Annotated in this window: 31 protein-coding genes; 14 read left to right on the top strand and 17 right to left on the bottom strand. The window is 50.6% G+C overall.

Annotated elements, in window-relative coordinates; all coding sequences use genetic code 11:
• The first annotated feature begins 577 nt into the window (after positions 1-577).
• Positions 578-1,537, top strand: a complete 960-nt coding sequence (locus tag C772_RS07025; protein ID WP_008298614.1) for a S8 family peptidase — start codon at positions 578-580, stop codon at positions 1,535-1,537.
• The gene (locus C772_RS07030) at positions 1,534-2,298 is read left to right on the top strand and encodes an endonuclease I family protein (RefSeq protein WP_008298616.1); all 765 of its coding nucleotides are present in this window, start codon (positions 1,534-1,536) and stop codon (positions 2,296-2,298) included. Before C772_RS07025 ends, C772_RS07030 begins: the two co-directional genes overlap by 4 nt.
• A gap of 35 nt (positions 2,299-2,333) precedes the next feature.
• On the opposite strand, the gene C772_RS07035 is transcribed toward C772_RS07030, so the two are convergent.
• The 11 genes from C772_RS07035 to C772_RS07085 form a co-directional block, all read right to left on the bottom strand.
• Positions 2,334-3,227 carry a sulfurtransferase gene (locus tag C772_RS07035; RefSeq protein ID WP_008298617.1) on the bottom strand — a complete coding sequence of 298 codons (894 nt, stop codon included), beginning with the start codon at positions 3,225-3,227 and terminating at the stop codon, positions 2,334-2,336.
• A gap of 127 nt (positions 3,228-3,354) precedes the next feature.
• A complete protein-coding gene (locus C772_RS07040) occupies positions 3,355-4,053 on the bottom strand; it encodes a PoNe immunity protein domain-containing protein (protein WP_008298619.1) in 699 nt (232 codons plus the stop codon).
• Entirely contained in the window at positions 4,008-4,793 is a 786-nt protein-coding gene (locus C772_RS07045) for a PoNe immunity protein domain-containing protein (protein WP_008298621.1), read from the bottom strand. Before C772_RS07045 ends, C772_RS07040 begins: the two co-directional genes overlap by 46 nt.
• A gap of 5 nt (positions 4,794-4,798) precedes the next feature.
• Entirely contained in the window at positions 4,799-5,518 is a 720-nt protein-coding gene (locus C772_RS07050; RefSeq protein ID WP_008298624.1) for a PoNe immunity protein domain-containing protein, read from the bottom strand.
• A 5-nt stretch (positions 5,519-5,523) separates the two neighbouring features.
• Positions 5,524-6,252, bottom strand: coding sequence for a PoNi-like cognate immunity protein (locus tag C772_RS07055; protein WP_008298626.1), 729 nt, complete (start codon positions 6,250-6,252; stop codon positions 5,524-5,526).
• 154 nt (positions 6,253-6,406) lie between these two features.
• Positions 6,407-7,126 carry a PoNi-like cognate immunity protein gene (locus C772_RS07060; RefSeq protein WP_008298628.1) on the bottom strand — a complete coding sequence of 240 codons (720 nt, stop codon included), beginning with the start codon at positions 7,124-7,126 and terminating at the stop codon, positions 6,407-6,409.
• Positions 7,127-7,136: 10 nt separating this feature from the next.
• On the bottom strand, positions 7,137-7,733 hold the full coding sequence (locus tag C772_RS16825; protein ID WP_051059418.1) for a hypothetical protein: 597 nt from the start codon (positions 7,731-7,733) through the stop codon (positions 7,137-7,139).
• The gene (locus C772_RS16080; protein WP_235046387.1) at positions 7,696-8,700 is read right to left on the bottom strand and encodes a ribonuclease YeeF family protein; all 1,005 of its coding nucleotides are present in this window, start codon (positions 8,698-8,700) and stop codon (positions 7,696-7,698) included. The genes C772_RS16825 and C772_RS16080 overlap by 38 nt, the downstream gene beginning before the upstream one ends.
• A 199-nt stretch (positions 8,701-8,899) precedes the next feature.
• Positions 8,900-9,613 (bottom strand): PoNe immunity protein domain-containing protein, encoded by a 714-nt coding sequence (locus C772_RS07075; RefSeq protein WP_008298635.1) that lies wholly within the window; start codon positions 9,611-9,613, stop codon positions 8,900-8,902.
• Between the two features lie 66 nt (positions 9,614-9,679).
• Positions 9,680-10,483: a PoNi-like cognate immunity protein gene (locus C772_RS07080; RefSeq protein ID WP_235046385.1), complete on the bottom strand. Its 804-nt coding sequence runs from the start codon at positions 10,481-10,483 to the stop codon at positions 9,680-9,682.
• Positions 10,464-10,841 carry a hypothetical protein gene (locus C772_RS07085; protein WP_008298638.1) on the bottom strand — a complete coding sequence of 126 codons (378 nt, stop codon included), beginning with the start codon at positions 10,839-10,841 and terminating at the stop codon, positions 10,464-10,466. The genes C772_RS07080 and C772_RS07085 overlap by 20 nt, the downstream gene beginning before the upstream one ends.
• A gap of 127 nt (positions 10,842-10,968) precedes the next feature.
• Between C772_RS07085 and C772_RS07090 the strand changes: the two genes are divergently transcribed.
• The gene (locus C772_RS07090; protein ID WP_008298640.1) at positions 10,969-11,262 is read left to right on the top strand and encodes a hypothetical protein; all 294 of its coding nucleotides are present in this window, start codon (positions 10,969-10,971) and stop codon (positions 11,260-11,262) included.
• A 260-nt stretch (positions 11,263-11,522) separates the two neighbouring features.
• Positions 11,523-12,158: a DapH/DapD/GlmU-related protein gene (locus C772_RS07095; protein ID WP_008298642.1), complete on the top strand. Its 636-nt coding sequence runs from the start codon at positions 11,523-11,525 to the stop codon at positions 12,156-12,158.
• A gap of 141 nt (positions 12,159-12,299) precedes the next feature.
• Here C772_RS07095 and C772_RS07100 read toward each other — a convergent pair whose 3' ends face one another.
• The 3 genes from C772_RS07100 to C772_RS07110 all read right to left on the bottom strand — a co-directional run bounded on the left by C772_RS07100 (position 12,300) and on the right by C772_RS07110 (position 14,425).
• On the bottom strand, positions 12,300-13,022 hold the full coding sequence (locus C772_RS07100) for a CPBP family intramembrane glutamic endopeptidase (RefSeq protein WP_008298644.1): 723 nt from the start codon (positions 13,020-13,022) through the stop codon (positions 12,300-12,302).
• 259 nt (positions 13,023-13,281) lie between these two features.
• Positions 13,282-13,521, bottom strand: coding sequence for a hypothetical protein (locus C772_RS07105; protein WP_008298646.1), 240 nt, complete (start codon positions 13,519-13,521; stop codon positions 13,282-13,284).
• 16 nt (positions 13,522-13,537) lie between these two features.
• The gene (locus C772_RS07110; protein ID WP_008298649.1) at positions 13,538-14,425 is read right to left on the bottom strand and encodes an S-layer homology domain-containing protein; all 888 of its coding nucleotides are present in this window, start codon (positions 14,423-14,425) and stop codon (positions 13,538-13,540) included.
• 196 nt (positions 14,426-14,621) lie between these two features.
• Between C772_RS07110 and C772_RS07115 the strand changes: the two genes are divergently transcribed.
• The 3 genes from C772_RS07115 to C772_RS07125 all read left to right on the top strand — a co-directional run bounded on the left by C772_RS07115 (position 14,622) and on the right by C772_RS07125 (position 17,585).
• A complete protein-coding gene (locus tag C772_RS07115; RefSeq protein WP_008298651.1) occupies positions 14,622-15,596 on the top strand; it encodes an agmatinase family protein in 975 nt (324 codons plus the stop codon).
• Positions 15,597-15,618: 22 nt separating this feature from the next.
• Positions 15,619-16,260 (top strand): helix-turn-helix transcriptional regulator, encoded by a 642-nt coding sequence (locus tag C772_RS07120; protein ID WP_008298653.1) that lies wholly within the window; start codon positions 15,619-15,621, stop codon positions 16,258-16,260.
• Between the two features lie 74 nt (positions 16,261-16,334).
• The gene (locus C772_RS07125) at positions 16,335-17,585 is read left to right on the top strand and encodes an Nramp family divalent metal transporter (protein WP_008298655.1); all 1,251 of its coding nucleotides are present in this window, start codon (positions 16,335-16,337) and stop codon (positions 17,583-17,585) included.
• A 156-nt stretch (positions 17,586-17,741) separates the two neighbouring features.
• On the opposite strand, the gene C772_RS07130 is transcribed toward C772_RS07125, so the two are convergent.
• Complete coding sequence (locus C772_RS07130) at positions 17,742-18,719, bottom strand: DMT family transporter (RefSeq protein ID WP_008298656.1); 978 nt, start codon at positions 18,717-18,719, stop codon at positions 17,742-17,744.
• A gap of 134 nt (positions 18,720-18,853) precedes the next feature.
• Between C772_RS07130 and C772_RS07135 the strand changes: the two genes are divergently transcribed.
• Complete coding sequence (locus tag C772_RS07135; protein WP_008298659.1) at positions 18,854-19,750, top strand: LysR family transcriptional regulator; 897 nt, start codon at positions 18,854-18,856, stop codon at positions 19,748-19,750.
• 199 nt (positions 19,751-19,949) lie between these two features.
• On the opposite strand, the gene C772_RS07140 is transcribed toward C772_RS07135, so the two are convergent.
• Complete coding sequence (locus tag C772_RS07140) at positions 19,950-20,852, bottom strand: S-layer homology domain-containing protein (protein ID WP_008298662.1); 903 nt, start codon at positions 20,850-20,852, stop codon at positions 19,950-19,952.
• 191 nt (positions 20,853-21,043) lie between these two features.
• On the opposite strand from C772_RS07140, the gene C772_RS07145 reads away from it, so the two are divergent.
• The 3 genes from C772_RS07145 to C772_RS16660 all read left to right on the top strand — a co-directional run bounded on the left by C772_RS07145 (position 21,044) and on the right by C772_RS16660 (position 22,822).
• On the top strand, positions 21,044-21,265 hold the full coding sequence (locus C772_RS07145; protein ID WP_008298663.1) for a DUF2188 domain-containing protein: 222 nt from the start codon (positions 21,044-21,046) through the stop codon (positions 21,263-21,265).
• A gap of 310 nt (positions 21,266-21,575) precedes the next feature.
• Complete coding sequence (locus tag C772_RS07150) at positions 21,576-22,565, top strand: nuclease-related domain-containing protein (protein WP_008298664.1); 990 nt, start codon at positions 21,576-21,578, stop codon at positions 22,563-22,565.
• A 95-nt stretch (positions 22,566-22,660) separates the two neighbouring features.
• The gene (locus tag C772_RS16660) at positions 22,661-22,822 is read left to right on the top strand and encodes a hypothetical protein (RefSeq protein ID WP_160162841.1); all 162 of its coding nucleotides are present in this window, start codon (positions 22,661-22,663) and stop codon (positions 22,820-22,822) included.
• Positions 22,823-22,857: 35 nt separating this feature from the next.
• Here the strand turns inward: C772_RS16660 and C772_RS16085 are convergent, their stop codons facing one another.
• Positions 22,858-23,664 carry a hypothetical protein gene (locus C772_RS16085; protein WP_008298668.1) on the bottom strand — a complete coding sequence of 269 codons (807 nt, stop codon included), beginning with the start codon at positions 23,662-23,664 and terminating at the stop codon, positions 22,858-22,860.
• A 188-nt stretch (positions 23,665-23,852) separates the two neighbouring features.
• Here C772_RS16085 and C772_RS07165 point away from each other — a divergent pair, with 188 nt between their 5' ends.
• From C772_RS07165 to C772_RS07175, 3 genes are read left to right on the top strand one after another with little or no spacing between them, the layout of a single operon-like run.
• A complete protein-coding gene (locus tag C772_RS07165) occupies positions 23,853-24,578 on the top strand; it encodes a YveK family protein (RefSeq protein WP_035001736.1) in 726 nt (241 codons plus the stop codon).
• 5 nt (positions 24,579-24,583) lie between these two features.
• Complete coding sequence (locus tag C772_RS07170; protein WP_008298672.1) at positions 24,584-25,303, top strand: CpsD/CapB family tyrosine-protein kinase; 720 nt, start codon at positions 24,584-24,586, stop codon at positions 25,301-25,303.
• Positions 25,304-25,357: 54 nt separating this feature from the next.
• Entirely contained in the window at positions 25,358-26,125 is a 768-nt protein-coding gene (locus tag C772_RS07175) for a tyrosine-protein phosphatase (protein ID WP_008298673.1), read from the top strand.
• The last annotated feature ends 67 nt before the right edge of the window (positions 26,126-26,192 follow it).

Here is a 26,192-nt window from a genome sequence, read left to right on the forward strand (position 1 = left end):
TTTTGAGACCTGCCCGACGCTACGATCAATCAAAAAATGACCTCACTATCGAGCGGCTATCTCAGATGGGGGTCATTTTTTGTGTTTCGCTTCCATAACGGTTGCGATCAGTGCTGCAAAAGCAACTGCAAACATCAGTCCCTCATAAACGGACATCTGGCCTCACCCCCTCTCGGCGGGGAGTGGGCAGACCACCCATCGCAACCGTACCGCTGTCCCATAATTATACCATTTACTGATAAAAACCTTACTAGGCTAAGAGGAGGGAATATTATTTTCTGCAAAGGAACAAAGTAGCATTTTTGTTTGTAGATTCTTTCTTTTTTTCTTAATGGAATGCTGATCTCCCTATGGAAGAGTAGGAAAAGACAAGCCAATACTCGATTGATGTCGAAATGTGGAACCCGGAAGGAAGGCGTCTGTCACGGACGCCTTCTTTTTCTGTTTCACAATGAACTCTATTATTGAGATAGTATTTTTAGGGCAAACGACTCTATCGGAAAGTAGTTTTAATTGTTAAAATTTTAATCACAACAAGAGCCGGCTTCTCATGAATCTCTTAAGGGGAGGGAAAGAAATGGAGCATCATGTTCGCGTCATTCCTCACACGGTGATTCAGCAGGAAGAGTCAGTCAAGGAAGTGCCAAAGGGTGTTGAATTGATTCAGGCGCCAGAGATCTGGAAGGAAACCAAAGGAAAAGGCATGAAAGTCGCTGTCCTGGACACGGGTTGTGACACCAATCATCCGGACCTGAAGGAACGAATCATCGGCGGCCGCAATTTCACGGACGACGATCAAAGCAACCTCGAGATTTATAAAGATTACAACGGGCATGGGACGCATGTGGCCGGGACGATTGCAGCCCAGGAAAACAATGCAGGTGTCGTTGGAGTCGCCCCTGAAGCCGATCTCCTCATTGTGAAGGTGCTGAACAGAAACGGATCCGGACAATACAAGTGGATCATCAACGGCATCCATTACGCCATCGAGCAAAATGCCGATATCATCTCGATGTCCCTCGGCGGACCGGTGGATGTGCCGGAGCTTCATGATGCCGTCAAATCGGCGGTCAAAAAAGGGATCCTCGTCGTCTGCGCCGCGGGCAATGAAGGCGACGGCGACCATTCGACCGACGAATACGCCTATCCCGGCTGCTACAACGAGGTCATCAGCATCGGGGCGGTCAGCCTGGAATTGGATCCGTCCAAGTTCACGAATTCCCACAACGAAGTGGACTGCGTAGCACCGGGTGAAGGGATCCTCTCCACTTATCTGAACGGCAAATACGCCACCCTCAGCGGCACGTCGATGGCGGCCCCCCACGTCTCCGGTGCGCTGGCGCTGATCAAGGTCTATGCCAACGAGCATTTCGGAAGAGAACTTACGGAACCCGAACTGTATGCACAACTGATCAGGCGGACCGTTCCGCTCGGCAACTCACCGAAACTCGAAGGGAACGGACTGGTCTATCTGACTGTGCCTGAGCATCTGGCAGGCATCTTCGAACAAAGCGTCCAATCTGTGATTGCGATATGATCAACGCATCGGTTCAGGTTGAAACCTATTACGATCCGGAGAAGGATTTGAAGGCGCAGGAAGACTATTACAGGGAGGTGGATTTCGGGAAAGGAAACCTCCCGGAACAGATCCGCTCGCTGCTCGTCGGCACCCACACTCGCCCACTGAATTACTCACCGCATCAATACGTCTATCCGTGGGTGGACCTGCAGGAAAACGGCCGGCTGAAGAGCCTGTACTCGGGAGCCAGTCTGGACCCGATCGAAGCCATCAACCATGATCTGAAGATCCTGCAGATGAGCCGTCAAGAAGGTGCATCCACAAGCGAAAAACTGATGTTCAATACCGAGCATGTCGTGCCCCAATCCTGGTTTGACGAGAAAGAACCGATGAGGGGCGACCTCCATCATCTGTTTGCCTGCGAACCCGCCTGCAACAGCATGAGAAGCAACTATCCGTACCATGATTTCAAGTCGTATGTTCCTGAATTCCGGGCGGACAAGATCCGGAGCGGATGCGGCATGGCGGAAGAAGGGAAGTTCGAGCCCGAGTACGGCAAAGGAATCGTCGCGCGGGCCGTGTTCTATTTCGCGGTCAGATACAAAGACGTGATCCGTATGGAAGACAAAATGGACCTGGAGCTATTGCTGAGGTGGCACCGGGAACATCCCGTAGATGTCTACGAAAAGCACAGAAACGCCGCTATCCAGGAACTCCAGGGTAACCGGAATCCGTTTATTGATCACCCGGAGCGGGCAAAAGAAATGCTTGGCATATAAAAGAGAAGGCGCCCATTGCGGACGCCTTCTCTTGTTTATTTTGTTTCCATTGGCAGTGACGGATCGTTGGCCCATTCTGTCAGTGACCCGTCATAAACCGATACATTTTTCTGTCCCAGTTTGTTCAGAATCATGCCGGTCCAAGTCGCGGCAATGGCGCTGCCGCAATACGTGATGACTTTCTTGTCAGGGTCAAGCGCGCCGACACTTCCAAAGATCTCACGCAACTTTTCATCATCGTAAAGTTCCTTTGTCTCCGGGTCGGAAAGCGCACCGAAGAATACATTGACGCTTCCGGGAATATGGCCGGGTCTTCCGTAGGTGTTTACTTCACCGCTGTAACTATCCGGCGACAAACTATCTAGGATGACGACGTCTTCATCATCGATTGCCTTTAGGACGTCTTCTTTTGTTACAAACAATTCAGGTCTTCTCTCACCTGTAAAGTTCCCTTTTGGATAGGACCCGGGCTCGGTCGTCACCGGACGCCCTTCTTCCATCCACTTCGGAAAACCACCGTCGAGAACCGCAACATTGTCAAAGCCTTCATATTGCAATTGCCAAGCAAGACGCGATGCCCAATCCGATGCGATGACTTCTGGGATATTGACGATCGCCCCCTGATCGTAGATGACGACATAAGTGCCCTCACCGACACCCAGCTCACTGATTTTCTCAACAAATCTCTCGCGGGAGGGATGGGTAAAGGCGTGTTCTGCATCCGGGTCCGAGAGCTCCTTGTGCAAGTCAGCAAATACGGCACCAGGGATATGTCCCTTTTCATAAGCTTCCTTACCTGACCAGACGTCATAATACCCGCCCTCTTCAGGGTGTTTCAGAAAGGTCGTGGCATCCAGCAATCTCAGATTAGGATCATCCAATCTTTCCGCAAGCCATTCAGTCGTTACGAACTTTGGTACGTTAACCATTTGGACAGCTCCTTTAAAACAGATTTATTTAATCGGGATTAAAAATAGCGTAACACGCTGTTGGGCTTCTTTCAAACGAATCACATCTAGAATAAAAAGGAAAGCGCCCATTGCAGACGCTTTCCTTTTAGTCTTTGTAGTGGACCAGGTCATATGGGTAGTAGGGGACATTCTTCAGGCTACTATCATCCAGCTCAAGGATCTTTACGATTGCTCCGCTTTCAAAGCTCCAATAACCACAGTAGATGGCATCCCGATGATCATGGGTATCATGCCAGCCGGCATGCTTGTTGCCGTCATACCAGTACTTCTCAAGGTATTCTTTTAATTTCTCTAGCTGCGTTTGCTTGTTGCCGCCTTTAATGACATCAAGAAGACTGTCATAGGGGGCTTCAACGCTTGCCGAACCTTCGGATGCTGGGCTTCCTTGGATCATCAGCTTAATGATGGGATTTCGAAGGTCATGCTTCCTGGCCAGGTCCACGAGCCGGCTGAATGAATCATCCTCCAACTCCAGCATGACACATACGGAGAGCACCCGAAGCATCTGCCCAACATCGCTGCCGTTCCACGTTTTCTCCATCGATTCAATCAGCGGTGGCATCAGCGCTTCGATTTCTTCGATTGGCCGCCCAGCGGAATACAGCGCCCTCAGCTTCTTGAGGTATCGGTTATTCAATATGGAATAGGCATTATGAACGCCCGGATCATCAGCACCCCGGGCTTGCTTGACCTGATCCATCGCCAGTTGGAATTTCTGAATGCTTTCATCCACCCAACTTAGGTAATCTTCAAAGTAGCGTTCGTCTTTGATGAAGTCGCGCATGCTTCATTCCTCCTGGCCGGTGTCTTTGGAATGCACCATGTCATACGGATAGTAGGGGACGTCCTTGAGTATTTGGTCATCCAGACAAGTATCTTCATGATCGCCCCGCTTTCAAAACTCCAGTAGCCCCTGTAAATGGGGTCCTGATGCAAATGGGAATCGTGCCACCCCATGCCGTCATGGCCCCTGTACCAGTCGTTTTCCAGGTAGACATTCAATCGCTGGATGCTTTGCTCACCTTCGATTACCGGGAGCAGCCGGTTGTAAGGATAACCATATACAAAAGAGGCCTGGCGAGGCTTCCAGGAAACAGAACGCCGGGCATTCAGGAGAAAATCGATGAGCGCATCATGCGGAGCGTAATGCTGCGCCAACCGGTCCAGCCGGGACATGAGCGCTTCGTCAATCCCCAACATAATCCCGATGGAAAGCAGCCATACCAGCTCGACATAATCATCAAGGGAGTCAGGGTCATCCGGCTCCCATGTTTTCTCGAATAGACCAATCAGCGGCGGGAGGGCGTCCCTGATTTCATCCAGCGGACCGCCCGCTGAATACATGGCGATCAGCCGGTTGAAATGATAGCCGCTTAAGGCGATGTAGCCATTCCGCACGCCCTCATCATCGACACCGCGCTCACGGATCACCGTCTCCAGCAATTCCTCGAATTCCGCGATTGTCTGGTTCTGAAACGTAAGATATTCCATGAAGTAGGCTTCGTCTTTTAAGGGGTCTCTCATCTCATTCATCCTTTGTAGTGCACCATGTCATACGGGTAATAGGGGGTGTCGTTCAGGCTGTTGTCGTCCAACCCCAAGATCTTTACGATCGCTCCGCTCTCGAAGCTCCAGTACCCCCGGTAAACAAAATCATCAATAGCATGCGTGTCATGCCAGCCGGTGCCTTCGTGGGCCGGGTACCAGTTGCTATGCAGATATTGAGCGAGGTGCATGACGGAAGTGTCTTTGTCTGACGTCATAAGGACATCGTCTAAATTTGCGCAAGGCCGGTCCATGAGAAAGAAGTGATGGTTTCCGCTCACCGAACCGTTCATCAGGAAATCCATCATCTTGTCATGATTCTGATAAATCCGGGCAATCTGTTTGATCCGGTTCATAAGCCCGTCCTCGATATCCAGCATGATTCCGATGGACATCAGCCAAAGGCATTCATTGTAGTAATCCATGTTCCGGATCACCGAAGGGGTATAGGCTCTCTCCATGATCCCGACCACTTCAGGAAGGAATCCCCGGAATTCATCCAAAGGGCGTCCCGCCGAATACAGGGCAATCAGCTCATTGAAATAAAGGACTTCCAGATAGGTGACGAGCGTGTAGACGCCTTCACCATCAGGCCCTCTTTCTGCAATCAAAGCCTCTGCGGCACGTTCGAACTTTGTGATTCTGGCATCTAGATTATCCAAAAACCCCTCAAAATAGGCCATGTCCTTGTATCGGTCTCTCATTCCACTCATCCTTTATAGTGAACCATGTCATACGGATAGTAGGGCACATCTTGCAGCTTGCTGTCATCCAGCCCAAGAATCTTTACGATTGCTCCGCTCTCAAAGCTCCAATAGCCAGGGTAAATGATGTCGTCATCATGATGCGTCTCGTACCACCACGCTTTTTTATTTCCCTTATACCAATCATTCTTCAAATAAGCTTTCAGCTTCAGGGTTTGTTGCTCTGGGTCATCGCCATTAACGACCGGCCGTAGTTTCTTGTAAGGCAACCCAAACAAGAATGTGGAGTGATCAGGCTTCCACCCGGAACGACGGGAATTCAGAAGGAAGTCAACCAAGGCATCGCGTTCCTCATAGGTCTTGGCCATTTTTTGAACACGAGAGAGCAACGTCTCGTCGATTTCAAGCATGATTCCGATGGATAACAGCCAGACCACTTCAAGGTAATCGTCATAGTTTCCAATTCCATTTGTAGGCCGGCTTCTTTCAATCAGATCGATCAGCTTTGGAAGGGCGTCCTTGATTTCATGAAGCGGGCGTCCGGCAGAATACATGGCAATCAATTTGCTGTAAGAGTAAACACTCAGGGAGTCATAGGTGTTATCGATACCTTCATCGCCTATGCCGCGCTCGTGAATTAAATGTTCCACTAGATCCTCTAACTCACCGATTGCGGAATGATAGTTTTCGATGTAATCCTTGAAATAGCCTTCATCCCTCAGGCGGTCTCTCATCATATCGATTCTCCTTAACCAGATATCCGTTACCAATAGTTTACCATTTGGAGATGAGGGAACTCAGTGTTCTGTCTGGAAGGGAACGGTGGCAGGGTTTTTAAAAGGGATAAGGAGCTGAAAAAGAAAAGCGCCCATTTCGGACGCTTTCCTTTCAGCCTTTATAGTGAACCATGTCGTACGGGTAGTAGGGGACATCTTTTAGGGAACTATCGTCTAGCCCTAAGATCTTTACAATCGCGCCGCTCTCGAAACTCCAGTAGCCGGGGTAAATGAGATCTTCATCAAGATGTGTTTCATACCACCAGGCATATTTATGGCCTTTATACCAATCTTTTTTAAGATAGGACGCGAGCTGTTGAATTTGAAGGCCAGGATCATTGTTGGTGATGATTGGCAGGAGTAGTTCATAGGGGAAGCCATATAAGAATGAAGTTTGCTTAGGCCTTCGAGCATTTAGAAGGAATTCCATAAGTGCATCACGGTCAGCGTAGGTACTAGCCAACCTTTCGATTCGGATGTTTAAGTCATTATCAATCTCTAGCATAGTTCCAATTGATAATAGTGTAATGACTTCTAGGTAATAGTCATAACTACCAATGACTTTAGGTGACCATGTATGCTCCATTAAATCAACGAGTGGAGAAATAACTTCCTTAATTTCATCTAATGGTGCACCTAACGAATACAAGGAAAGAAGTTTGTTGAAATAATATCCGCTCAGGGCTATATAGCCACTGTGGACTCCAGGGTCGTCTTCACCTCGCTCCCGGATTACTTGCTCAACAAGATTCTCGAATTCCTGGATAGAGGTTTCTTCGAAATCTATTTTTTCCTTGAAGAATGTTTCATCTTTAAAAGTATCCCTAATCAAGATATTTCACTCATTTCTTTATAATGTATCCATCAGTATTAAGTTCTTTCTCCACTACATTCCCATCATGTTTTATACGAACTAATTTCTTCTTTACAGAATCAGGATTGGTAACCATGCTTTTTTGGATATCATTATATTTCTTTACTCCAACAGCACTTCGTAACCTTCGTTGCACCCAATAGTTATCCATCTGTCGCCAGTCTTGTGTCTTATTCAGTTGAGCTTTGTTATATTTTGCTTCAGCAATGATGAACTTTGGCGGAGGACCAGAGTCTTCATAAACACCATCAATACCTTGAGCAATTTTTTGATCTAACTTCGTTACTCGCCCTTTGCTAATCCTATTGTATCCCTGACTCTCATAATGCACGTCCATCTTCATCTCGCCGTAGTTGCCTTTTTGCTGGTTGTTTTTCAGTTTGGTTTTTCCGGATTCTACAGATTTTATAGCATTCTGCTGCTGAATCTGCGCAACTTCAGTGGCGGTGTAGTGGCGTTTTCCTTTGAGCGCCGCGTTGTTGGAGTCAGTTTTGAACCACTTGCCGACGGGGGATTCCTTTACCAGCTTAAATCCGAGCTTTCCGGCCTTCACGCCTTTGCCCATCGGCGTCATGCCGAAGATGGCTATGCCTTTTTGCAGGAGGGAGGAGTCCTTGTCTGTGATGGTTTCCAGATCGTCGAGTAGTGCGTAAATCCGCGAAGTCTTTTGCAACCTTGAGGAATCCGTTCTCGCTTTCTGCTTCTGGTTTTTCGGTGCTGTTTCCGATTGCAGCGTTAGGAGCAGTCATCAGTGATTCAGGAGGAAGACCTTCCAGAGTCGAGAAGCCCAGGTTCCTTCCATTGTACAAAACATTCTGGGGGTTCTCCATGCTGTTCAAGCCCCTGACGCTATCCATTTTGGCGGATTGGTGTGCCAGTCCTAGTTGGAGCGGAGACCTGGCCGCTACTGCAGCCCATTGCTCTGCTGGAAAATCAACGCCAGTCAATCCGCTCTGGAACAAGGATTCAATTTGAGCAATCCACTGTTCCATTGCCTGGAGTTGGTCTGACACGGGCATCAGCCGGTTTGTCTGTGTGGCGTCGAATTCATTCAGATCACTGACGGTCTGATTCTTTTCGCGCCGTGCATCCAGTACGCCCTCCTGTACCTGACTGTCATCCAGGTGGGGGAGGCTGACGATATCGGCAACCTGGTCCATGATGGCATTGGTCTCATCGGTCAGGTTACTGGAAATCCGGGCAATCTGATTCAGCCCATTCTCCACTTCACTTTCGATAAAGCCTTCATCTATGTAGCCGTTGGGAGCGGGCTCCAGTGCATCTGTGGCGGATTCGATGCCGGCCAATGTGCTGTAGAAGTTCTCTTTGAACAGGAGAAAGTACTCTAGGAACGGCAGGTGGCATTCCTGATAAAATCTCCTGATGGTGTCTCCGCCCTGGCCTTTCAGTGCTTCGTTAAGCTGGACCAGTTCTCTGACGGAGTCCATGATGAGCGTCATTTCGCTCTCCAGCCGGTTCAATGTGTCCTTATTACGCTCCAGCCTCTCCTCAAACGGGGTGACATCCAACACTTTCAATCTCCATCACCTTCTTCTGCGGATTGCACAGCAAAGATCAATTACCAATAGTTTACCATTGAGGGGTGGGTGAGGGACTGCGACGTTTAGCCCGTTTTTGCTAGAGGGTGGGAGGAGGATGGGGGCTGTCTTATAGGTAAGAACTCATAGAAGAGCAGACGAAGAGAAGGCACCCGATGTGGATGCCTTCTTGTTAATTCTTATAGTGGACCAGGTCATACGGGTAGTAGGGGACGTCTTTCAGGCTGCTGTCATCGAGTCCAAGGATTTTTGCAACGGCTCCGCTTTCAAAGCTCCAGTATCCACTGTATATTGGATCTCGGTGTTTATGGGAGTCATACCACCCGGAATCGCTATGGCCGGTGTACCAGTACTTTTCCAGATAAAGCTTCAATTTTTTTAACTGCTCCTCTTTGTCCGGGGTGCCTATTACATCAGCCAATTTGGCGTAAGGGCGTTCGTAGAGAAGTTCTCCCCTAAGAGTTTTGTCCCCTTGCTCTTTCCCTTTAATCAGAAACTCCAAAAGACCGTCTTGCACGTTGTATTTCCTCACGAGCGCAACCAGTCGATCAAACTGGTCGTTATCTACATCTAGCATGACTCCAATAGATAACATCCACAGCATCCGTTCATAGTTTTCTCCATTCCATGACTTCTCTAATACTTCAATGACATCAAGGAAAAAATCTCGGATTTCATTAATAGAGTGGCCTGCTGAATAAAGCGCCCTTAACTTTGCGAAATGGTAGCCGGTCAATATGATGTAACCGACCCGCACTCCATCATCATGTTCACCTCGTTGCTGAATGACCATCTCTATTCCTTTAGAGTACTTTTCAATCCGAGCAGTTTCATCTTGAAGGAATTTCTCGAAATAAAGATCGTCTTTTAAATAGTCCCTTGCCATTGTGATTCTCCTTCTATTCTTAATCGATCACTTTCTTATGTAATTTTCCATTCGGACGCCTTTTGTTTAATCCTTATAGTGGACCATCTCAAATGGGTAGTAGGGGACGTCTTTCAGGCTGCTGTCATCCAGCCCTAAGATCTTCGCAACCGCACCACTCTCATAGCTCCAGTAACCTGTGTAGATGGCATCCCAATGATGATGGCTGTCATGCCATCCGGTGTCTTCGTGGCCGTCATACCAGTGAATCTCAAGATAATCCTTCAGCTTCCGGATTTGCTGTTTATGATCATCGAAGTAGATCAGGTTAAAAAGATTTTGGTAAGGGTCTTCGTGCAGCAATGGGCTATTGCTTTCATTGGAAGCTAGGCCTCTCGAGGACAAGAGGAAATCGATCAAAGCATCTTCCAATTCATATGTCCTGATCAGCTCTTTGAGCCGGGCTAAATCAGAGTCATCTATTTCAAGCATGATTCCAATAGAGAGGAGCCAAAACATTTGGACATAGTGACCGCCGTTCCAGGAATTCTCCATTGTATCAATGACCTCTGGTATAAAATCTCGAATATTTTCTAACGGGACTCCGCCCGAATACATGGCATTCAATTTATTGAAGTGGTAAGTGTTTAAGGACACAAATCCATTCTGAACCCCTTTATCTTCTATCCCGCGTTCCGCAATCACGACTTTTAATAGATCCTTTAGTTCCTCGATGCTCTCATTTTCGGACTCTAAATAAGTTTTAAAATAGGTTTCATCTCTTAAGGTATCTCTAACCACGACAATCACTCCAACTTCTTGAGGTCTTCTGTATAGGTATTGTAGTAACCTTCGCTGCGCAATGAATCCCTCACCACCATTTTTCAGCACTCCTCTTAGCAGTATCCTGAACGGGCGACTCACGCCTTTCTTTCCGGTCAATCAGAGAAAGGACGATCGTGGTGATCAGGGATAGAGTCAGGAAGAGAAACAAGAGAGAGGTTTGTTTGTAAACAACATGAGAGAATACGCCCAATAGCACCAGGGATGTAGGAAGCATCCAGCGGGCTTTTTCTCCGGCCAGCCATTCGCCGGTCATTAAAATGATGCCACCGCCGATCAGAAAATAGGGAAGGGCGGATTCGTAATAATCTTCGTAGATCGCAAAGGCCGGGAGGACGACGGCTAAGAAAAATCCGATGATTTTCATGCCTTTCCCGAGTCGCACTTTAAACGATTTCTTTTCCATAACCATTCCCCCAGATCGTTAACGTTGCTCCAATTATACCATTCTTTCCCACTTATGTTTTATAAGTATTAATCAGTGGGTGGTTAGGGGCCAAGTCTGGAAAATGAGCTAACGAGGGTTAATTAGGTTGGATATTTATGTTTTACTAAAGAAAATGAGACTTTCGATTAGCGGTATTAGACTTTGGAGCTCTATACAATCTTTGGCTGAAGGGATTGAGCTACAAGTGAAAAGCAATCTTAGTGTGGGTGCTGCCTTTTGTATTGTCATCATCTTAAATATCGATAAAGTGATCAGCAGTTCATTCATTGCAAATTTGATTAAAGTGCTGGCAATCATAGCGTTCGTTGCTTATGCAATTGTAGTAATAAGAAAAAGAGGGAAGAACAGGGAGCGTGAAAAAGGCGATCGCATTGAGTAATCGGATCACTTGGAGCGATCAGTAAATGCCGCGGGTCTGGAGACGAATCTCCGGACCCGCTGCTTTTGATTGGTGGGGATTCACCACTGATTCGTCGTAACTCAAAGGGGTGGAGGACGGAACTCACACCCTCATAGGTAGTAACTCGGTGGGGGTGAGGTGGGGATTCGCATTTTACAAACATTTAATAGTGTATTGATACGGGTTCAATCCTGCCAAGCTACACTGGAACTATCCAGGATAGAAAGAGGCGGGGAGAAGTGAGGGAAATCCATCAGGTGAAAAGTGGGGCCATCCTTTCTGAAGAGCCGACCGTGCACGGGACGGCTCAGGTGGCGAACAGTCAGGCGGGTGTGTATACATCAATCGGGGCGTTCAATAAAATCGTGGAGTCCGAGATAGGAGACTACACATACACGATGGAAAACGTCACGATGAATTACACGGAAATCGGAAAGTTCTGCTCGGTGGCGGCGCAGGTTTGCATCAATCCGGTGAATCATCCGATGGAGCGGGTCACCCAGCATCATATGACGTACCGGCGCCGCTCATTTGGTTTTGCCGATACGGATGATGTGGAGATTTTTGATTGGCGGCGTTCCCACCGGGTGAAGATCGGCCATGATGTCTGGATTGGCCACGGCGCGATCATCATGAAGGACGTCACGATCGGGGACGGAGCGGTGATCGCGTCGGGCGCGGTGGTGACGAAGGATGTGGAGCCGTATACGATCGTCGGCGGAGTTCCGGCCAGGAAGATCAAGGACCGTTTTCCGAAGGAGATTGCAGAAAAGCTCCAGCAGATCGCCTGGTGGGAGTGGCCGAGGGACGTGATCGAAGAGCGCTTTGAAGAACTGAATGACTTGGAGCGATTTTTGGAGAAGTATGGTCAATAAAGGCAATCGGGTCCGGATTTTCCGGACCCGGTTTGTTTTTTTAGGGCACTCGCGAGTAAAAAAGGGGCACTTGTAAGTGGAAAAGGAGCACTCCCGCACGAATCGGGGGCACTCGCCGTCACGAAAAGTGCACTCGCCAATTCAATCCCCCAGCTTCGCAATGTAGTCGACCATGAAATGCAGAACGATCAGGGGCAGCAGCGAGTCCAGAGAGATGTAGATGGTGCAGAACAGCACACCGAAAACAGACGTTCTGACGACGCCCATCAGGAAGCCCTGATAGGTGTGGGCAAGCCCGAAGAGGATCGCCGCCAATACAATCACAATCCAGATGGAAAGCGAAGGGAACAGGTACAACAGGGCAAAGATGAGAAATCCCCGATAAATCACTTCCTCCGTCAGACCCGCTGTGATCGAGACATAATTCCAGCGCTTGTTTTCCTCAGCCGTAACCGGCAGGATCGGCGAAATGACCGACCGGTCCCATTCTTCTTTTTTCTTCTTCGTCAGTTCTGCCCTGACTTTGCTGTTGAAATGGAATCCGAGAATGAAATAGGTGACGAACAGAAAGTACAGGAGACCGATGCCGAGAGCGATCATCGACGGAATGGTCCCCAGCGGTTCGAAGTTGAATGTCGGCAAGGAAAGTCCGATGTCGCCCAGTGTGATGCCGGAGAAGGCGACCAGTAAGAGAATGACAATGGTGGGGACCCAGAGGCCTATAATGGTTTGTTTGTAGAACGTCATTCTCGCCCGGTCATTGACCTGGACGTCGACTTTGAACTTTTGGAAATCCCGGTAGCCGAAGATCGGATCATAGATCAGCAGGAACAGCAGCAACCCCCAAATGACGGCGTCGACCATGACTTCACCCCTTTTCTACAAGTGTACCTGAAAACAGTGTAAGGAGAGGTAGGGATTCATCCCATATACGTTATGATTCGGAGTCCCTTAGGTTGCGACTCGGAGGGGGTGAGGTGGGAATGAACCCAAAAGGAAGAGGAAGGCCGCGGCCTTCCTCTGATTATGAGGTAATCACTGAATCCGCTTCGGTCACGATTCGTAAGATCGAGGTAAACGCTCGCACCTCTGGGGTAACCATTCACCATTCCAAGGTAAACACTCACCCGTGCTCCCGGAAAAACGCCTTCACGTCTTCATCTGCCTTCAACTGATCTTCCCCACTTATCTTTCCATACATAATCCCAAACAGCCCATACTCGATCACACCATTCACGGGGTCGTACCAGATCGTCCCCGTAAAACGCCCGGTCGTCTCCTTCACGCGGACGCCCACAAGGCCATTGTTCGTATGGGTCAATTCATCGGATACAACCTCACCAATTCCATGGACACTTGACATCAACCTCACGCTCCATTCACTCACTCACGCCCATCGGGTCTTCCACGAGCACATTTACTTCAAGGGTGTGTCCGGTGTCGCCAACCGTGCCGGTCACATCATATTCTCCCACGGTCATGGTATCCAGGTCTCTCAAATCCCAGAAGACTGGGGTTTCCGTCACAACGCCATTCACCAGCGTGACGTTCAGATGGGTCGGCGGCTCGGGGTGCTCCCCGACGGCGAGAGTGATGATATCGGGGAAGTCGACGCTTTCAATCGCGTAGTTCACGACGCGCTCGTCATGTGCCCGTACGAGGAAGCTGGCGAACTGTGCCCTGGATACGGATTCCTTCGGCCGGTATGTGTCGACGAGCGTCACGCGGTTTTCCCAGAGGGTACGAATCGGCTCCTGGAAGTACGGCGCCGCCTGGCCGATGTCGCGGATCGATGCGATGCGGTTCGGGATGTCTTTCAGCCCAAACGCGCCGACGAGGACTTTGGCCATCTGTTCACGGGAGATGTGCGGAGTGGGGTTGATATGGTTGTTCGGGTCCCCGTCGAAGATGCCTGCATTTCTCACAATCAATGAGTACTTGTACAGCTCGCTGTCCGGGTGGTCCGCCGGTACGTCAGCAAACGGTTGGATGCCGCTGTAGTCATAGGTTTCCAAAGTCTCGCCGGAGCGGTTCAGTTCCAGTTTGCCGAGTGCCTTGATCGTCTGACCTCGGGTGAGCTTCATGTTCGGCTTGAACGTGCCGTCCGGGTAGCCGGTCATGACGCCCGCTTCCTGGGCGATGAAGATGTTCGTGCTGTGTTCCGCTTCAGGCGATACGTCCGAGTATCCCTTGGCAGCCGCGGTGCCCGGCACGAGTGCGCCTGCCGCAAGCACCGCAGCTGCACACCACTTTGCAAATCCTTTCATGTCAATCGACCCCTTCTTTATAGTTGGTACTTTTTACATACCCTTCGGGAGGGGCGGGGTAATCACGAATTCAAGCAAATACATGCCGAAAGCCTTCTCTACATAACTTTTACAAAAAGTAAAAGATTATTTGACTAACGATAAAAATCTCCGTACCATTGCACTAACTTCCAATTCTCAGGAAAGGGATGATTTCATGCTATACGGCAATACACCATGTTTTCTCGATGCGAAGAACATCTCCAAGACGAAGGACACCACGGATCTCGACGCGGTGGTCTACGGGGTGCCCTGGGAGGGCGCGGTGACGTGGGGGGATTACACGGGCTGCGAGCTGGGGCCGAAGGTGATCCGCCTGGCGTCGGGGCGCTACAGCGGCTATCTTCCTGAGCTGGACCATATCGATGTGTTCGAGCATATCCGGCTGGGGGATGCCGGCGACATCGATGTCGTGCCGGCGGATGTGGAGGAGACGATGGAGCGGATTTCCGGATTCACCGCGGACCTCTGGAAAAGCGGCAAGTTCCTGGTCGGGCTCGGCGGCGATCATGGAATCACGTACCCGATCATCAAGTCGCTCACCGAGACGACGGGCAAGAAGGTCGGCATCATCCACCTCGATGCGCACTACGACAATATGCCGCATTACCAGGGCGACAAGTACGCCCGCTCCACGCCGTTCGCGCGGCTGTATGAACTCGACGGCGTGCGCAATGAGAGCCTGATCCACACCGGCATCCACGGTCCGAGGAACAAGCCGGACAGCGGCAAGCTCGCGCGTGATGCGGGGGCGGTCACTTTGACGGTGAACGACATCCGGGGCCGCGACCTGAAGGAACTCGCAGCTGAAATCTACGAGATGGCGAGCAAGGACGTCGACTGCGTCTACCTCAGCATCTGCAGCGATGTGCTCGACTTCGCCTTCAACCCGGGAGGCCCGGTCGACGGCAACGGCATCACTTCGTACGAACTCGTCACGCTCGTCCACGAGTTCACGAAAAAAGGCATCATCGGCATGGACTTCGTCGAAGTGTACCCGCAGCAAGACGCCAACCAGAATTCTGCACACTTCGTCTCCACAGTCGTGCTGTACGCACTCGCAGGCCATGCGCTGCACCAGCAAAGCAAGCAGGCGAGCAGCAGCCAGGAGACCGTCAGCTCCAGAAGCTAAATAAAACAGAACAGGTGAAATCATGACAGCCAATGAACACCAGGACATATTCAAGCGCTACATCCCGATCGCGGACATGATCGCGGCGACGTTCGGAAGCCGCTGCGAAGTGGTGATCCATAATCTGCGCGACCTCGAGTCATCCCTCATCTACATCACCGGGAACGTCACGGGCCGGAAAATCGGCGCGCCGACGACCGAGGTGATCCTGAAGGAACTCGTGAACCAGGAGGACGGCATCAAAGATAGGCTCGGGCAGGTGACCCGGACGGAGGACGGCAAATTCATCCGAACGTCCACGTCGTTTATCCGCGACAGCCGGGGGAAGGTCATCGGATTTATGGGCATCAATTTCGACATCTCCGCATTTGCAGAGATGGAGTCCGTCATCAGCGAGTTCACCGCCGGGATGAACGATGCGTTTGTCCCTCCAAAGGAGTCCTACGCCCAGTCGGTCGGAGAAGTGTTCGAGAAGCTGATCGATGACGCCCTGAAAGAGGTCGGCGTCCCGATCGAGAAGATGAAGAAAAGCGACAAGGTGCGGTTCGTTAAAAAGCTCGAGGAAAACGGCGTCTTCCTGATCCAGGGGGCCGCCGAGCGCATCAGCGCGGTACTCGGCGTCACGAAACAGTCTGTTTATAACTACTTGGATGAAACACGGTGACAGCCTTCAGGCCGCACCGTCATTGGCAAACCTGAAAGCGCTTTAGGGGGAATCAACCAAAAGGGGTGGAAAGGATGGAAACAACGGTAAGCAAGTCGGAAGCGCCCAGAAGGGGACTGATGGAGCGGCTCAAGTCCATCGGTCCGGGCATGGTCATCGTCGCAAGTTTTATCGGACCCGGCACCGTCACGACGGCGACCCGGGCAGGGGCATCGTTCGGATATGCCCTTCTCTGGGCGGTCCTGTTCTCGATTCTCGCAACGATCATCCTGCAGGAAATGAGCGCACGGCTCGGCATCATTACACAGAAAGGGCTAGGGGAAGCCATCGCCGAGCAGTTCTCCAATCCGGTCATCAGATACGCCACGATGACGCTCGTCATCGTCGCCATCACCGTCGGGAGCACTGCCTATATAACGGGGGACTTATTAGGAGGCTCTACCGGGCTGTCGATCATCACCGGCCTGCCCCAGAAAGTGATCGGCCCGATTCTCGGGATCATCATCCTGTTCCTGGCACTGAAAGGCTCCTACAAGATCGTTGAGAAATTCATGATCGGGCTCGTGCTCATCATGGGCGTCACGTTCTTCACGACGATGATCGTCGTCAGGCCCAATATCGGCGAGGTGTTCCAGGGTGCCTTCCTCCCGTCGATTCCGGTGGGCTCGATCATCACGGTCATCGCCCTGATCGGCACGACGGTCGTACCATATAACCTGTTCCTGCACGCCGCCACGGTGAATGAGCGGTGGAAAAGCCCGGACGACCTGAAGGACTCGCGCCGCGACAGCATGATCTCGATCCTGATCGGCGGCCTGATCACCGCGGCCATCCTGATCACCTCCGCGACGGTGATCAAGGGCATGAGCGTCGAAAGCGTCGCTGATCTGTCGCTCCAGCTTGAGCCCGTGCTCGGCAGCTGGTCATCCGCCTTTATCGGCATCGGATTCTTCGCGGCAGGCCTGTCCTCCGCACTCGCCGGACCGCTCGGCGCCGCCTACACCATCTCCGGCCTTCTCGGCTGGAAAAACGGCATGAAGGACAAACGCTTCAAAGCCGTCTTTGCCGGCATCACGGTGTTCGGCATCTTCTCGACACTCACCGGCTTTGAAGTCGTCTCGGTCATCATCTTCGCCCAGGCGATCAACGGGATCCTGCTGCCGTTCATCGCGTTCCTCCTGCTCGTCATCGTCAACAACAAAAAACGCCTCGGCGGCTACGCCAATAACCTCACGCAGAACATCATCGGCGGGGTAGTCGTAATCATCTGTGCGGGGCTTGGGATTTACAGCCTGGTCGATGCGATCGGAGCATTTCTCGGATAAAAGCATAAAGGAAAGCCCGGACGGATTCCCGTCCGGGCTTGATTTGATTTGGTGGTGATTCAGGCAAGATTGGTAGGAATTCAGTAGAGGGGAGGTGGGAACTCAGCACCCCCTTGGTAGGGACTCGCACCCCCATAGGTGGGAACTCGCGATTCCTTATGCCTCCGTTTCCTGCAATCTTCCTCTGAAATCCTCTTTTGTTTCCCTTTTCTTCTGCTGTAACCGAAGAAACAGATTGTTTAAAAGTAAGGACAGGATAATGAAAACGGTGCCGATATAATCATAAGCCGTGACGCTTACACCTTGGACAATTTGAATGACTAGCGTGGTGACGGGCACAAAGTTAAGAAATAACAACCCATTCAGCGGTGTGATGACACTGACGCCATAGTTCCACCCCACCAGTGCGATCACTCCCGGGAAGATGACCATAAATGCAAGATGCGGGCTTGTAATGGTCAATGTTTCAACGGTTGGAAACGAGACATAGCCTGTGAGCGTGACACCAATCACGACAACAGCCGCAGTAGCCGTTCCGAGCAAACAGCTTAAAGTTGAATAACGCAATGCAGACCAGCCATCGTTACTGAATCGGGTTCCGCCCATCGTGTACACAACCCACCCAACAACTGCGATAAAGACCAATAAAGATGGGATGATCGCATTTGAAGCTGAGAAAAAGGCACCGAAATCGCCTTTTGTTACGACCAACGATGCGCCGACAAACCCAAGAACGACACAAAACATCGTAAATGCATGAGGTCGTTGCCTGATGAACAGCCAAGCAATCACAATAGAAATCATCGGCATTAACGATTCCATAATCGAAGCAATCATCGTACCCGGATCACCCAATAAATCCTGACCCCAGAAAATCAGCAAATTATAAACCGCAAAGGCCATGGTTCCAAAAAACCAGAGGAGCCGACCCTTCCCTTCAAAACGGAAAGCTTCCTGCCCTTCCTTCCAAAACAGCCATACAACTAAAATAATCGTTACAAAACCATACCGGAAAAGTGTGAAATAAAATGGGTCGATATGTTGAAATGCATGATTCGCAACCGGAAACATGGCTCCCCAGGAAACTGCGGAAATCAGGCATAACATAGCGGCCCATACTACGGTGTTCTTCATGATGTTCGGTCTCCTTCAACTAACTGTTAACTCTATTAAATCATAGGTACGATATCTCTTAAAATGAACAATAACGATGTCTTCCATCTCGATTAGTGATATCATGAGAAAGAGTATATTGAAGGAATGATCATATGGAAATTAAAGATTTAGAGATTTTTCAAATGGTTGCACAAAAAGGTACAGTCACCGATGCTGCAAAAGAATTAAGTTATGTCCAATCCAATATCACCTCCAGAATTAAAAAACTTGAGACTGAAATGAATACCGCTCTTTTTAACCGTCATAGTCGTGGAATGACATTAACGCCCGAAGGAAAAAAACTTCTTGTTTACTGCGAAAAGATTCTTGCGCTGACCAATGAAATGAAGAAAGTCGTTCAAAGTAAAACTGAACCGGCAGGCAAACTTGAAATCGGGACGGTCGAAACCGTTATGAAATTGCCGGTGATACTGGCTTCTTATAACAAAAAGTATCAAAACGTAGACTTATCACTCTACACGGGTGTGACTCATCAACTGCAAGATGATGTGCTGCACCACCGTTTGGACGGTGCGTTCGTGACAGAAATCGATCCCCATCCTGAACTGGTTTCCCATGATGTGTTTCAAGAAGAGCTTGTCCTGATATCAGACAGTGCGAAGACTTCGTTGGATCAACTAAAAGAAGAACCGATTCTTTGCTTTAGCGAAGGATGCGGCTACCGGGCACGACTGGCAAAGTGGTATCAAGATCAAAACATCACACCGCAAAAATTAATGGAGTTCGGGACATTGGAAACGATTTTGGGGAGCGTAACGATGGGGCTGGGCATTACATTCGTTCCCAAATCAGCCGTTGCCCATCTGGAAGAAAGAGGAATCATCCACTGCCATTACTTGCCTAAAGAATATAGTAAAGTCAATACAGTATTCATCAGACGGAAAGATGCCTATTTAACTTCTACACTCGAAAAGTTCATCGAAACATTTGAACGGGTCGAAGGCGTAATGGCCTACCCGCTTGCAAATAAAAAAGTCCTCAGTACTTGAAAAAGGATCTGAGGACTTTTTCGGTTATTACTGTGCGTGCTTTATTGGTGGCGTAACGATTCACGTTCTTTTGGTAAGAACTCAGTTGAGGAAGGTAATCACTGACGTTTTCGGGGTAAAGATTCATCAGAGTGTGGTAATCACTCACTGCAATACAGATGAAAAAGGAGGAGTGCCCGCAGGCGCTCCTCCTTCGACATTACTCAACCGGTTTATCTTCCAGCCACTCATCCTCAGCATACACATAGATCGTCGCCACTGCCGTCTCACCCGGGAAATCCTTGAGTGTGCCGGTAATCACATACTCACCCGGTGTAGAGGTATCCAGCTCAGCCAGATCCCACTCGACAGGCGTATTGAACATGGCGCCATTCTGGAGGAACACATACAGAGAATCCGGCAGCTCCGGCTGTTCGCCCGGCAACAGGTCCGCATAATATTCTTCGATATACTCCACCGGGGAGTTGGTCATGACGTCATACGAGCGCACCAAGAATGAAGCAAACTGTCCCCGCGTGGTCGTCGCGAGCGGCCGGTACTCCGACACAGTTGTCACGCCATAATGGGACAGCACCAGGATGTAGTCTTGGAAATACCAAGCTGCCTTATCAAGATCCATGATTGCAGTATCATCGAGGTCACCGACTTGCCACAGTCCAAATGCATTCACCAGCACCTTCGCCATCTGCTGGCGGGTTATGGGCTTGTCCGGATTCACATTGCCGTTGGAATCCCCTTCGAAGATGCCGGCATTGCGGACGATGACCGAGTACTTGAACAGCTCCTTGTCCGGATGCGTCCGCGGGATATCCCGGAACGGGCGCGTCCCATAGTAAGGATACGACTCCAGCGTCTCGCCGATCAGGCGCAGCTGCAGTTTGCCGAGCGCCTTGATGACATTCGCGCGCTGTAGCGGCTTCGATGACTGGAACGTGCCGTCCCCGTAGCCGGTCATGAGCCCGAGCTCCTGCGCAGCCAGGATGTTTTCATAGTGCGCATCCTTCTCTGTAACGTCCGAGTACCCCTTCGCGAACGCGGCGGACGGCAGGAGCGTCCCAACCGCGATCACCGCTGCCAGCCCCCATTTGATCAATGATTTCATGTGAATTCCCCCCCAATTCTCTGTGTGTTGAGATGAGTATAGTCGGTGTGCGGAGGCCAGTCCATAGCGTTTGATGTCGGAAGAAATATATAGTTTTAGTGGAATAAAAGCGGTATCCGACACGGGTCCGGATTCGCCGTTCACACCCTGGGGAATGAAAGAAGAAAAGAGCGATTGAAGGAGTGAGCCGAATGGGCAAGAACATACATGTAATACCGGTTGATGACAGATGGGGCGTGAAAGCAGAAGGGGAATCGGAGCCGTCTCAAGTGGTGGATACGCAGGAAGAAGCGTTTGAAATCGGACGGGAACTCGCCAAGCAGGAGCGGTCGGAGCTGCTCATTCACGGGGAAGACGGCCAGATCCGGGAGCGGAATACATACGGGAAGGATCCGTTTCCGCCGAGGGGATAAGAGAAGAAGGGAAGGACTGCCGGCCCGGCAGTCCTTTTCGTATAGACTAAAGCGGTCTTGGTAAAAACACGAATGCCAGCAGTAATAACTAGGGAGGGGGAGGTAAAGGTTAAGGCACTCCAGGTAATCACTCACCAGAATGCTAAATTTCAATTTTGATAAATAGCCTGTTTAGTCCTGCCATGGCTTCTCCGAAATAGCAACCTCGCAAGATTCAATTATGAGCCATATAAGGAGTTCAAATTTGAATGATGCCGATTCGTCAACCGACAGTCATCCTGCTATGGTAACTCCAAAAAGGAGTGAGGGCATGGAGGTGAGGCGACAATATCCTGTCTATCTGTATGCGTTGGAGCGGGCACTGGCAAGGCTCAAACCGGATGATCCTGCGATTCGACAGGTGAAGGACGAAATTTATCGGCAGGAGGCCGGGTACTCAGGTGAGTTGGCGTCAGATCAATATGTGCAAAGGACTCGACTGCCCGGGAGCGTGCGAGTGCTTACGGATCTGCAAATCGAGCTTGGGGAAGGTGAAAGCGTGCAGATTGATACACTTATTTTGACGCCGAGAGGGGCGTGGATCATCGAGTCGAAGCGTTACCGGGGCATGCTCCGCTATTGCCATTCACCTAAGCGGATTGAGCGGGTGGATGATGATGGACTTGCCATCGCATTCCCTTGCCCGATTCTGCAGCTGGAGACTCAGATCCGCGCAATGGAAGGCTGGTTGGAAAGCCGGGGGATTGAGCTTCCGGTAAATGGCACGGTAGCTTTCGCATCCCACAATGTGTGGGAAGGATTGCCGGATGCCGCGCCCATTATCCCGGTCCGCGAGATTCCGTTTTACCTGGAGAACGAGTTCAGGATCAAGCCGGACTGTCTGGATGCTCAACAGTTCAATCAGCTAGTTAGGCTGCTTGAGCGAGAGGGTCTTCATAAGGAGTGGACTCCGATCTGCAAACGGTTCGGAATCAATCCGAATCATCTGAAGCGGGGATTCCTATGTCCGGACTGCGATGCCGTCCTGGCCCGGGCGACTGAGCGGACTGTCCACTGCACGGGTTGTGGTCATGAGGGGCTCCGGGATTATTGGCAGCTGATCTTGGACTGGTTCCTGCTTATCCATCCGACAATCAATAATGCCCAGCTCCGGACCTTCGCCAGGCTCACCGGCAAGCAATCCGCCAACCGGATTCTCCGGATGTACGAGCTGGATAAAGGCGGTGCTTCCACCCGAACTGTTTATAGTCTGAATCCTTATCGGGATTTGGATGCAATGTATGAAGTGTCTCTCTATTGACCAAGCTCTCTATAAATCGGTTAGGGAGGTTGGCTATGAAGAGCAGTGTGTTGGAGATTACCCCGTCTCAGTATTATTTTCTGGCGGTGGGTTGGATGGATCTATTCGCTACCCGACAGCAGGAGGATGTGGAGGCGGCAAATCGGGAGCGGTTCGCGAGTATGGCGACGGAGGATTTGGTGGCGCTTCATGAACGGGTGGGGCCGCAGGGGCTGAAGGAAATGATTGAGGCAGAACTTACTATAAGAGGACGTTAAAAGGCTTCCGGCGCGAACCGGAAGCCTTTTAACGTTTATTGAGCGATGAAGTATTGGATGAGTGCGTCTGCCCAGACATCGAGGCCCTGTTCAGTCGGGACACCGTTTTCGTCGAGGTATGAATCCAATTCATCCATTGGCCAGTTGTTCCATGTGTCTACATAAGGAATGCCTTGCTGCTCGGCGTAGTTTTTGAGCGAATCAATCTGCGTCAAGTAGTAGCCGGCATTCTCAATCGGGTGGGACGGGGTGATCAGGAACGCGGAGTCCTGGACGGCTTCCATGGCGCGTTCTTCGACTTGCGCGATGTGGGCGTGTTCGTCTTCGATCACGACGATGCCGTTGTTGTTGAGGGTGAACGGTTCGTACAGGACGATGTCATATTCGTTCGTCCACGCCAAATTCGGTACGCCCTGTTCGACAAATTCGGCGCTTGTTCCGTCGAATGCGAAGGCATCAACGGTCAGGAAATCACCGTATGCTTCATTCACAGCATCCGCCAGGCGGTCAGCAATGCCCTGAATTTCACCGGATCCGATAACAACCATTTGTGCAGGTTCGCCGGCTTCCAGACGCGCCAGGAGCACTTCCTGGACCTTAGCATCAGTGTTGGCCGACAGGATTTCCAGTTCTTCCTGCTTAATCGACACGGAATCTGTGTTTTCTTCTCCATTTTGCTCCGGTTCAGAAGTGGTGTTTTCTTCCGGTTCATTTGTTACTGTTTCCTCATCCGTTTTTACCCGTGCGGCTTCTTCAAGCCGGTTTTGGTAGGTGAGGTAACTGAATATGAGTATTGCTCCGCAGAGCAGTGCGACTAATGTAACAAGAAGTCCTTTCCGCATGATTACGGCTCCTCCCAAGGTCATGTGTATATAGTCTTAGACCGCTATAGCGCGGTTCTTTACAAACTGATTACAAGTTTACCATAAATGAATGCGGATTTTGTCACAAAATGAATGGATTCTATGATATACTACGAGAATAATTGGAAGAAATTCCGAATAGACCACAGCAATAAAGGGGCCGCATGATGGAAGAGACTATCAGTCTGCAGGATCTGTTCAGAACATTAAAGAAACGCCTGGCTTTGATTCTGACCTGCATCATATTGGCGACGACTGTCGCAGGGGTTGTGAGCTTCATGCTTATGACGCCGGTATACCAGGCGAAAACACAGATTCTCGTGAACCAGACGAGCGCTGAAACCGAGCAGTTCACTTCGCAGGATATCCAGACAAACCTGCAGCTCATCAATACGTACAACGTGATCATCAAGAGCCCGGCAATCCTGGACCTCGTCATCGAGCGCCTGGACCTTGACCTCACCGCGTCACAGCTTACACAAAAAATCGCTGTCGAAAGTGCACAGAATTCCCAGGTGGTCACGGTGACCGTGCAGGATCCTGACCCGTATCGGGCGACGGACATCGCCAATACGACCGCGCAAGTGTTCGAAGAAGAAGTGCCGAACCTGATGAGTGTCGACAACGTGAACATCCTCTCGCCTGCCATCACATCCGACAACCCGCAGCCGGTAGATCCGAACCCGGTACTGAATATGGCGATTGGTGCAGTAATCGGACTCATGCTTGGTGTCGGGATCGCATTCCTACTCGAGTATCTGGATACGACGATCAAGTCCGAACAGGATGTGGAAGATGTCCTCGGCATGCCGATCCTCGGACTGGTCAGCCCGATTCCGGATTCTGAAGTGAATGTAGATGAAGTCGTCAGGACAAGCAGAAGGAGAAGGTGAACCGCATGGCACTCAAGACAAAGAACCGCAAGAAAAACCAACTGGAGCAGCGTGCGCGTAAGCTGGTCGTCCACGCAAGTCCGAAATCACATGTATCCGAGCAGTTCCGGACGGTCCGGACGAACATCAACTTTTCTGTGCCGGACAAGGATCTGAAGACACTGCTCTTCACATCGTCCCAGCCGGGTGAGGGGAAGTCGACGGCTTCGGCGAATCTCGCAATCCTGTTCGCACAGGACGGAAATCGCGTCCTGCTGGTGGACGGGGATATGAGGAAGCCGACTGTCCACTACACATTCCATATGACCAACACACTGGGTCTTTCAAACGTCCTGACCCGTCAGGAAAATCCGGGTGAGGTCATCAGAGAAGCCGAAATCACGCCGAATCTTCATGTGATGACAAGCGGCCCGATCCCGCCAAACCCGGCGGAACTCCTCGGTTCCCAAACGATGGACCAGTTCATCGAGGACATGACTGCCCGGTATGACATGGTCATTTTCGACGCGCCTCCAGTCCTTTCGGTGACGGATGCGCAGATCCTGGCCAACCGGGTAGACGGAACGATCTTTGTCATCAATACAGGGGAAACCGAGAAGGAAAGCGCCGAAAAGGCGAAGGAGCTTCTTGGTTCTTCAAAAGCCCGCGTTCTCGGGGCGATCATGAATAACTTTAAACTTGGTAAGGACCATCACTATTACCACTACTACGGAGAGGGAGAGTAAGGGGAACACCCTCTTCCTCTCTTTCGTTTTGCGTTCAGACAGGAGGAACAACACGTGATTGATACACATGCACATATTTTGTACGGAGTCGATGACGGCCCGGCGACCCTGGAGGACGCACTAGAGATGCTCAGCCAGGCAGAGGCGGAAGGGATCACCGATATCACGGCGACGTCCCATGCCCTTCATCCACAATTTCATGCGGAAAAGGAAGACGCGCTTATACGTCTTCAGAACCTGCAACGGGCTGCCGACCAGGCGGGCATCAAGGTGAAAATTCACCAGGGCCATGAAGTCCGGATCAAAGACGATATCGTGGAACGGTTTGACCGGGGAGAACTTCTCACACTGGCAGGCTCGAAGTATCTCTTGATCGAGCTTCCGTCTTCCGGCATCCCAGGCAACACAACAAGTGTAATCAATGAATTCCTATCACGGGACATTCTGCCGGTCATCGTCCACCCGGAGCGCAACCGCGCTATTATCGATAAGCCGGAGCGGCTGGCACGCCTCATCAACCATGGAGCGCTCGCGCAAGTGACGGCGGGTAGCCTGGCAGGGAAATTCGGTAACGATGTCCGGGATACAGCTCTGCAGCTGATCGATGCTAATCTCATCCATTTATACGGCTCGGATGCCCATGACCTGAGGAAGCGCAACTTCTTCTTCGACAAGGGCCTGACGTATCTGGAGCGCAAAAAACATGCCGATGCCGTCGATATCTTCCTAGAGAATAACGCACGTGTCATCGAACACCGCGATCCGGTCATCTTGGAGCCGGCTGAGCCTGCCCCGAAGAAGAAATGGTTTATTTTCGGTTAAGTCTATGTAAAATTGTCAAAGATTGATAGCCCTGGGTTCCATTTATAGGAATTCTTTAGTATAATAG

It is taken from the genome of Bhargavaea cecembensis DSE10 (assembly GCF_000348905.1).
GTDB lineage: Bacteria > Bacillota > Bacilli > Bacillales_A > Planococcaceae > Bhargavaea > Bhargavaea cecembensis.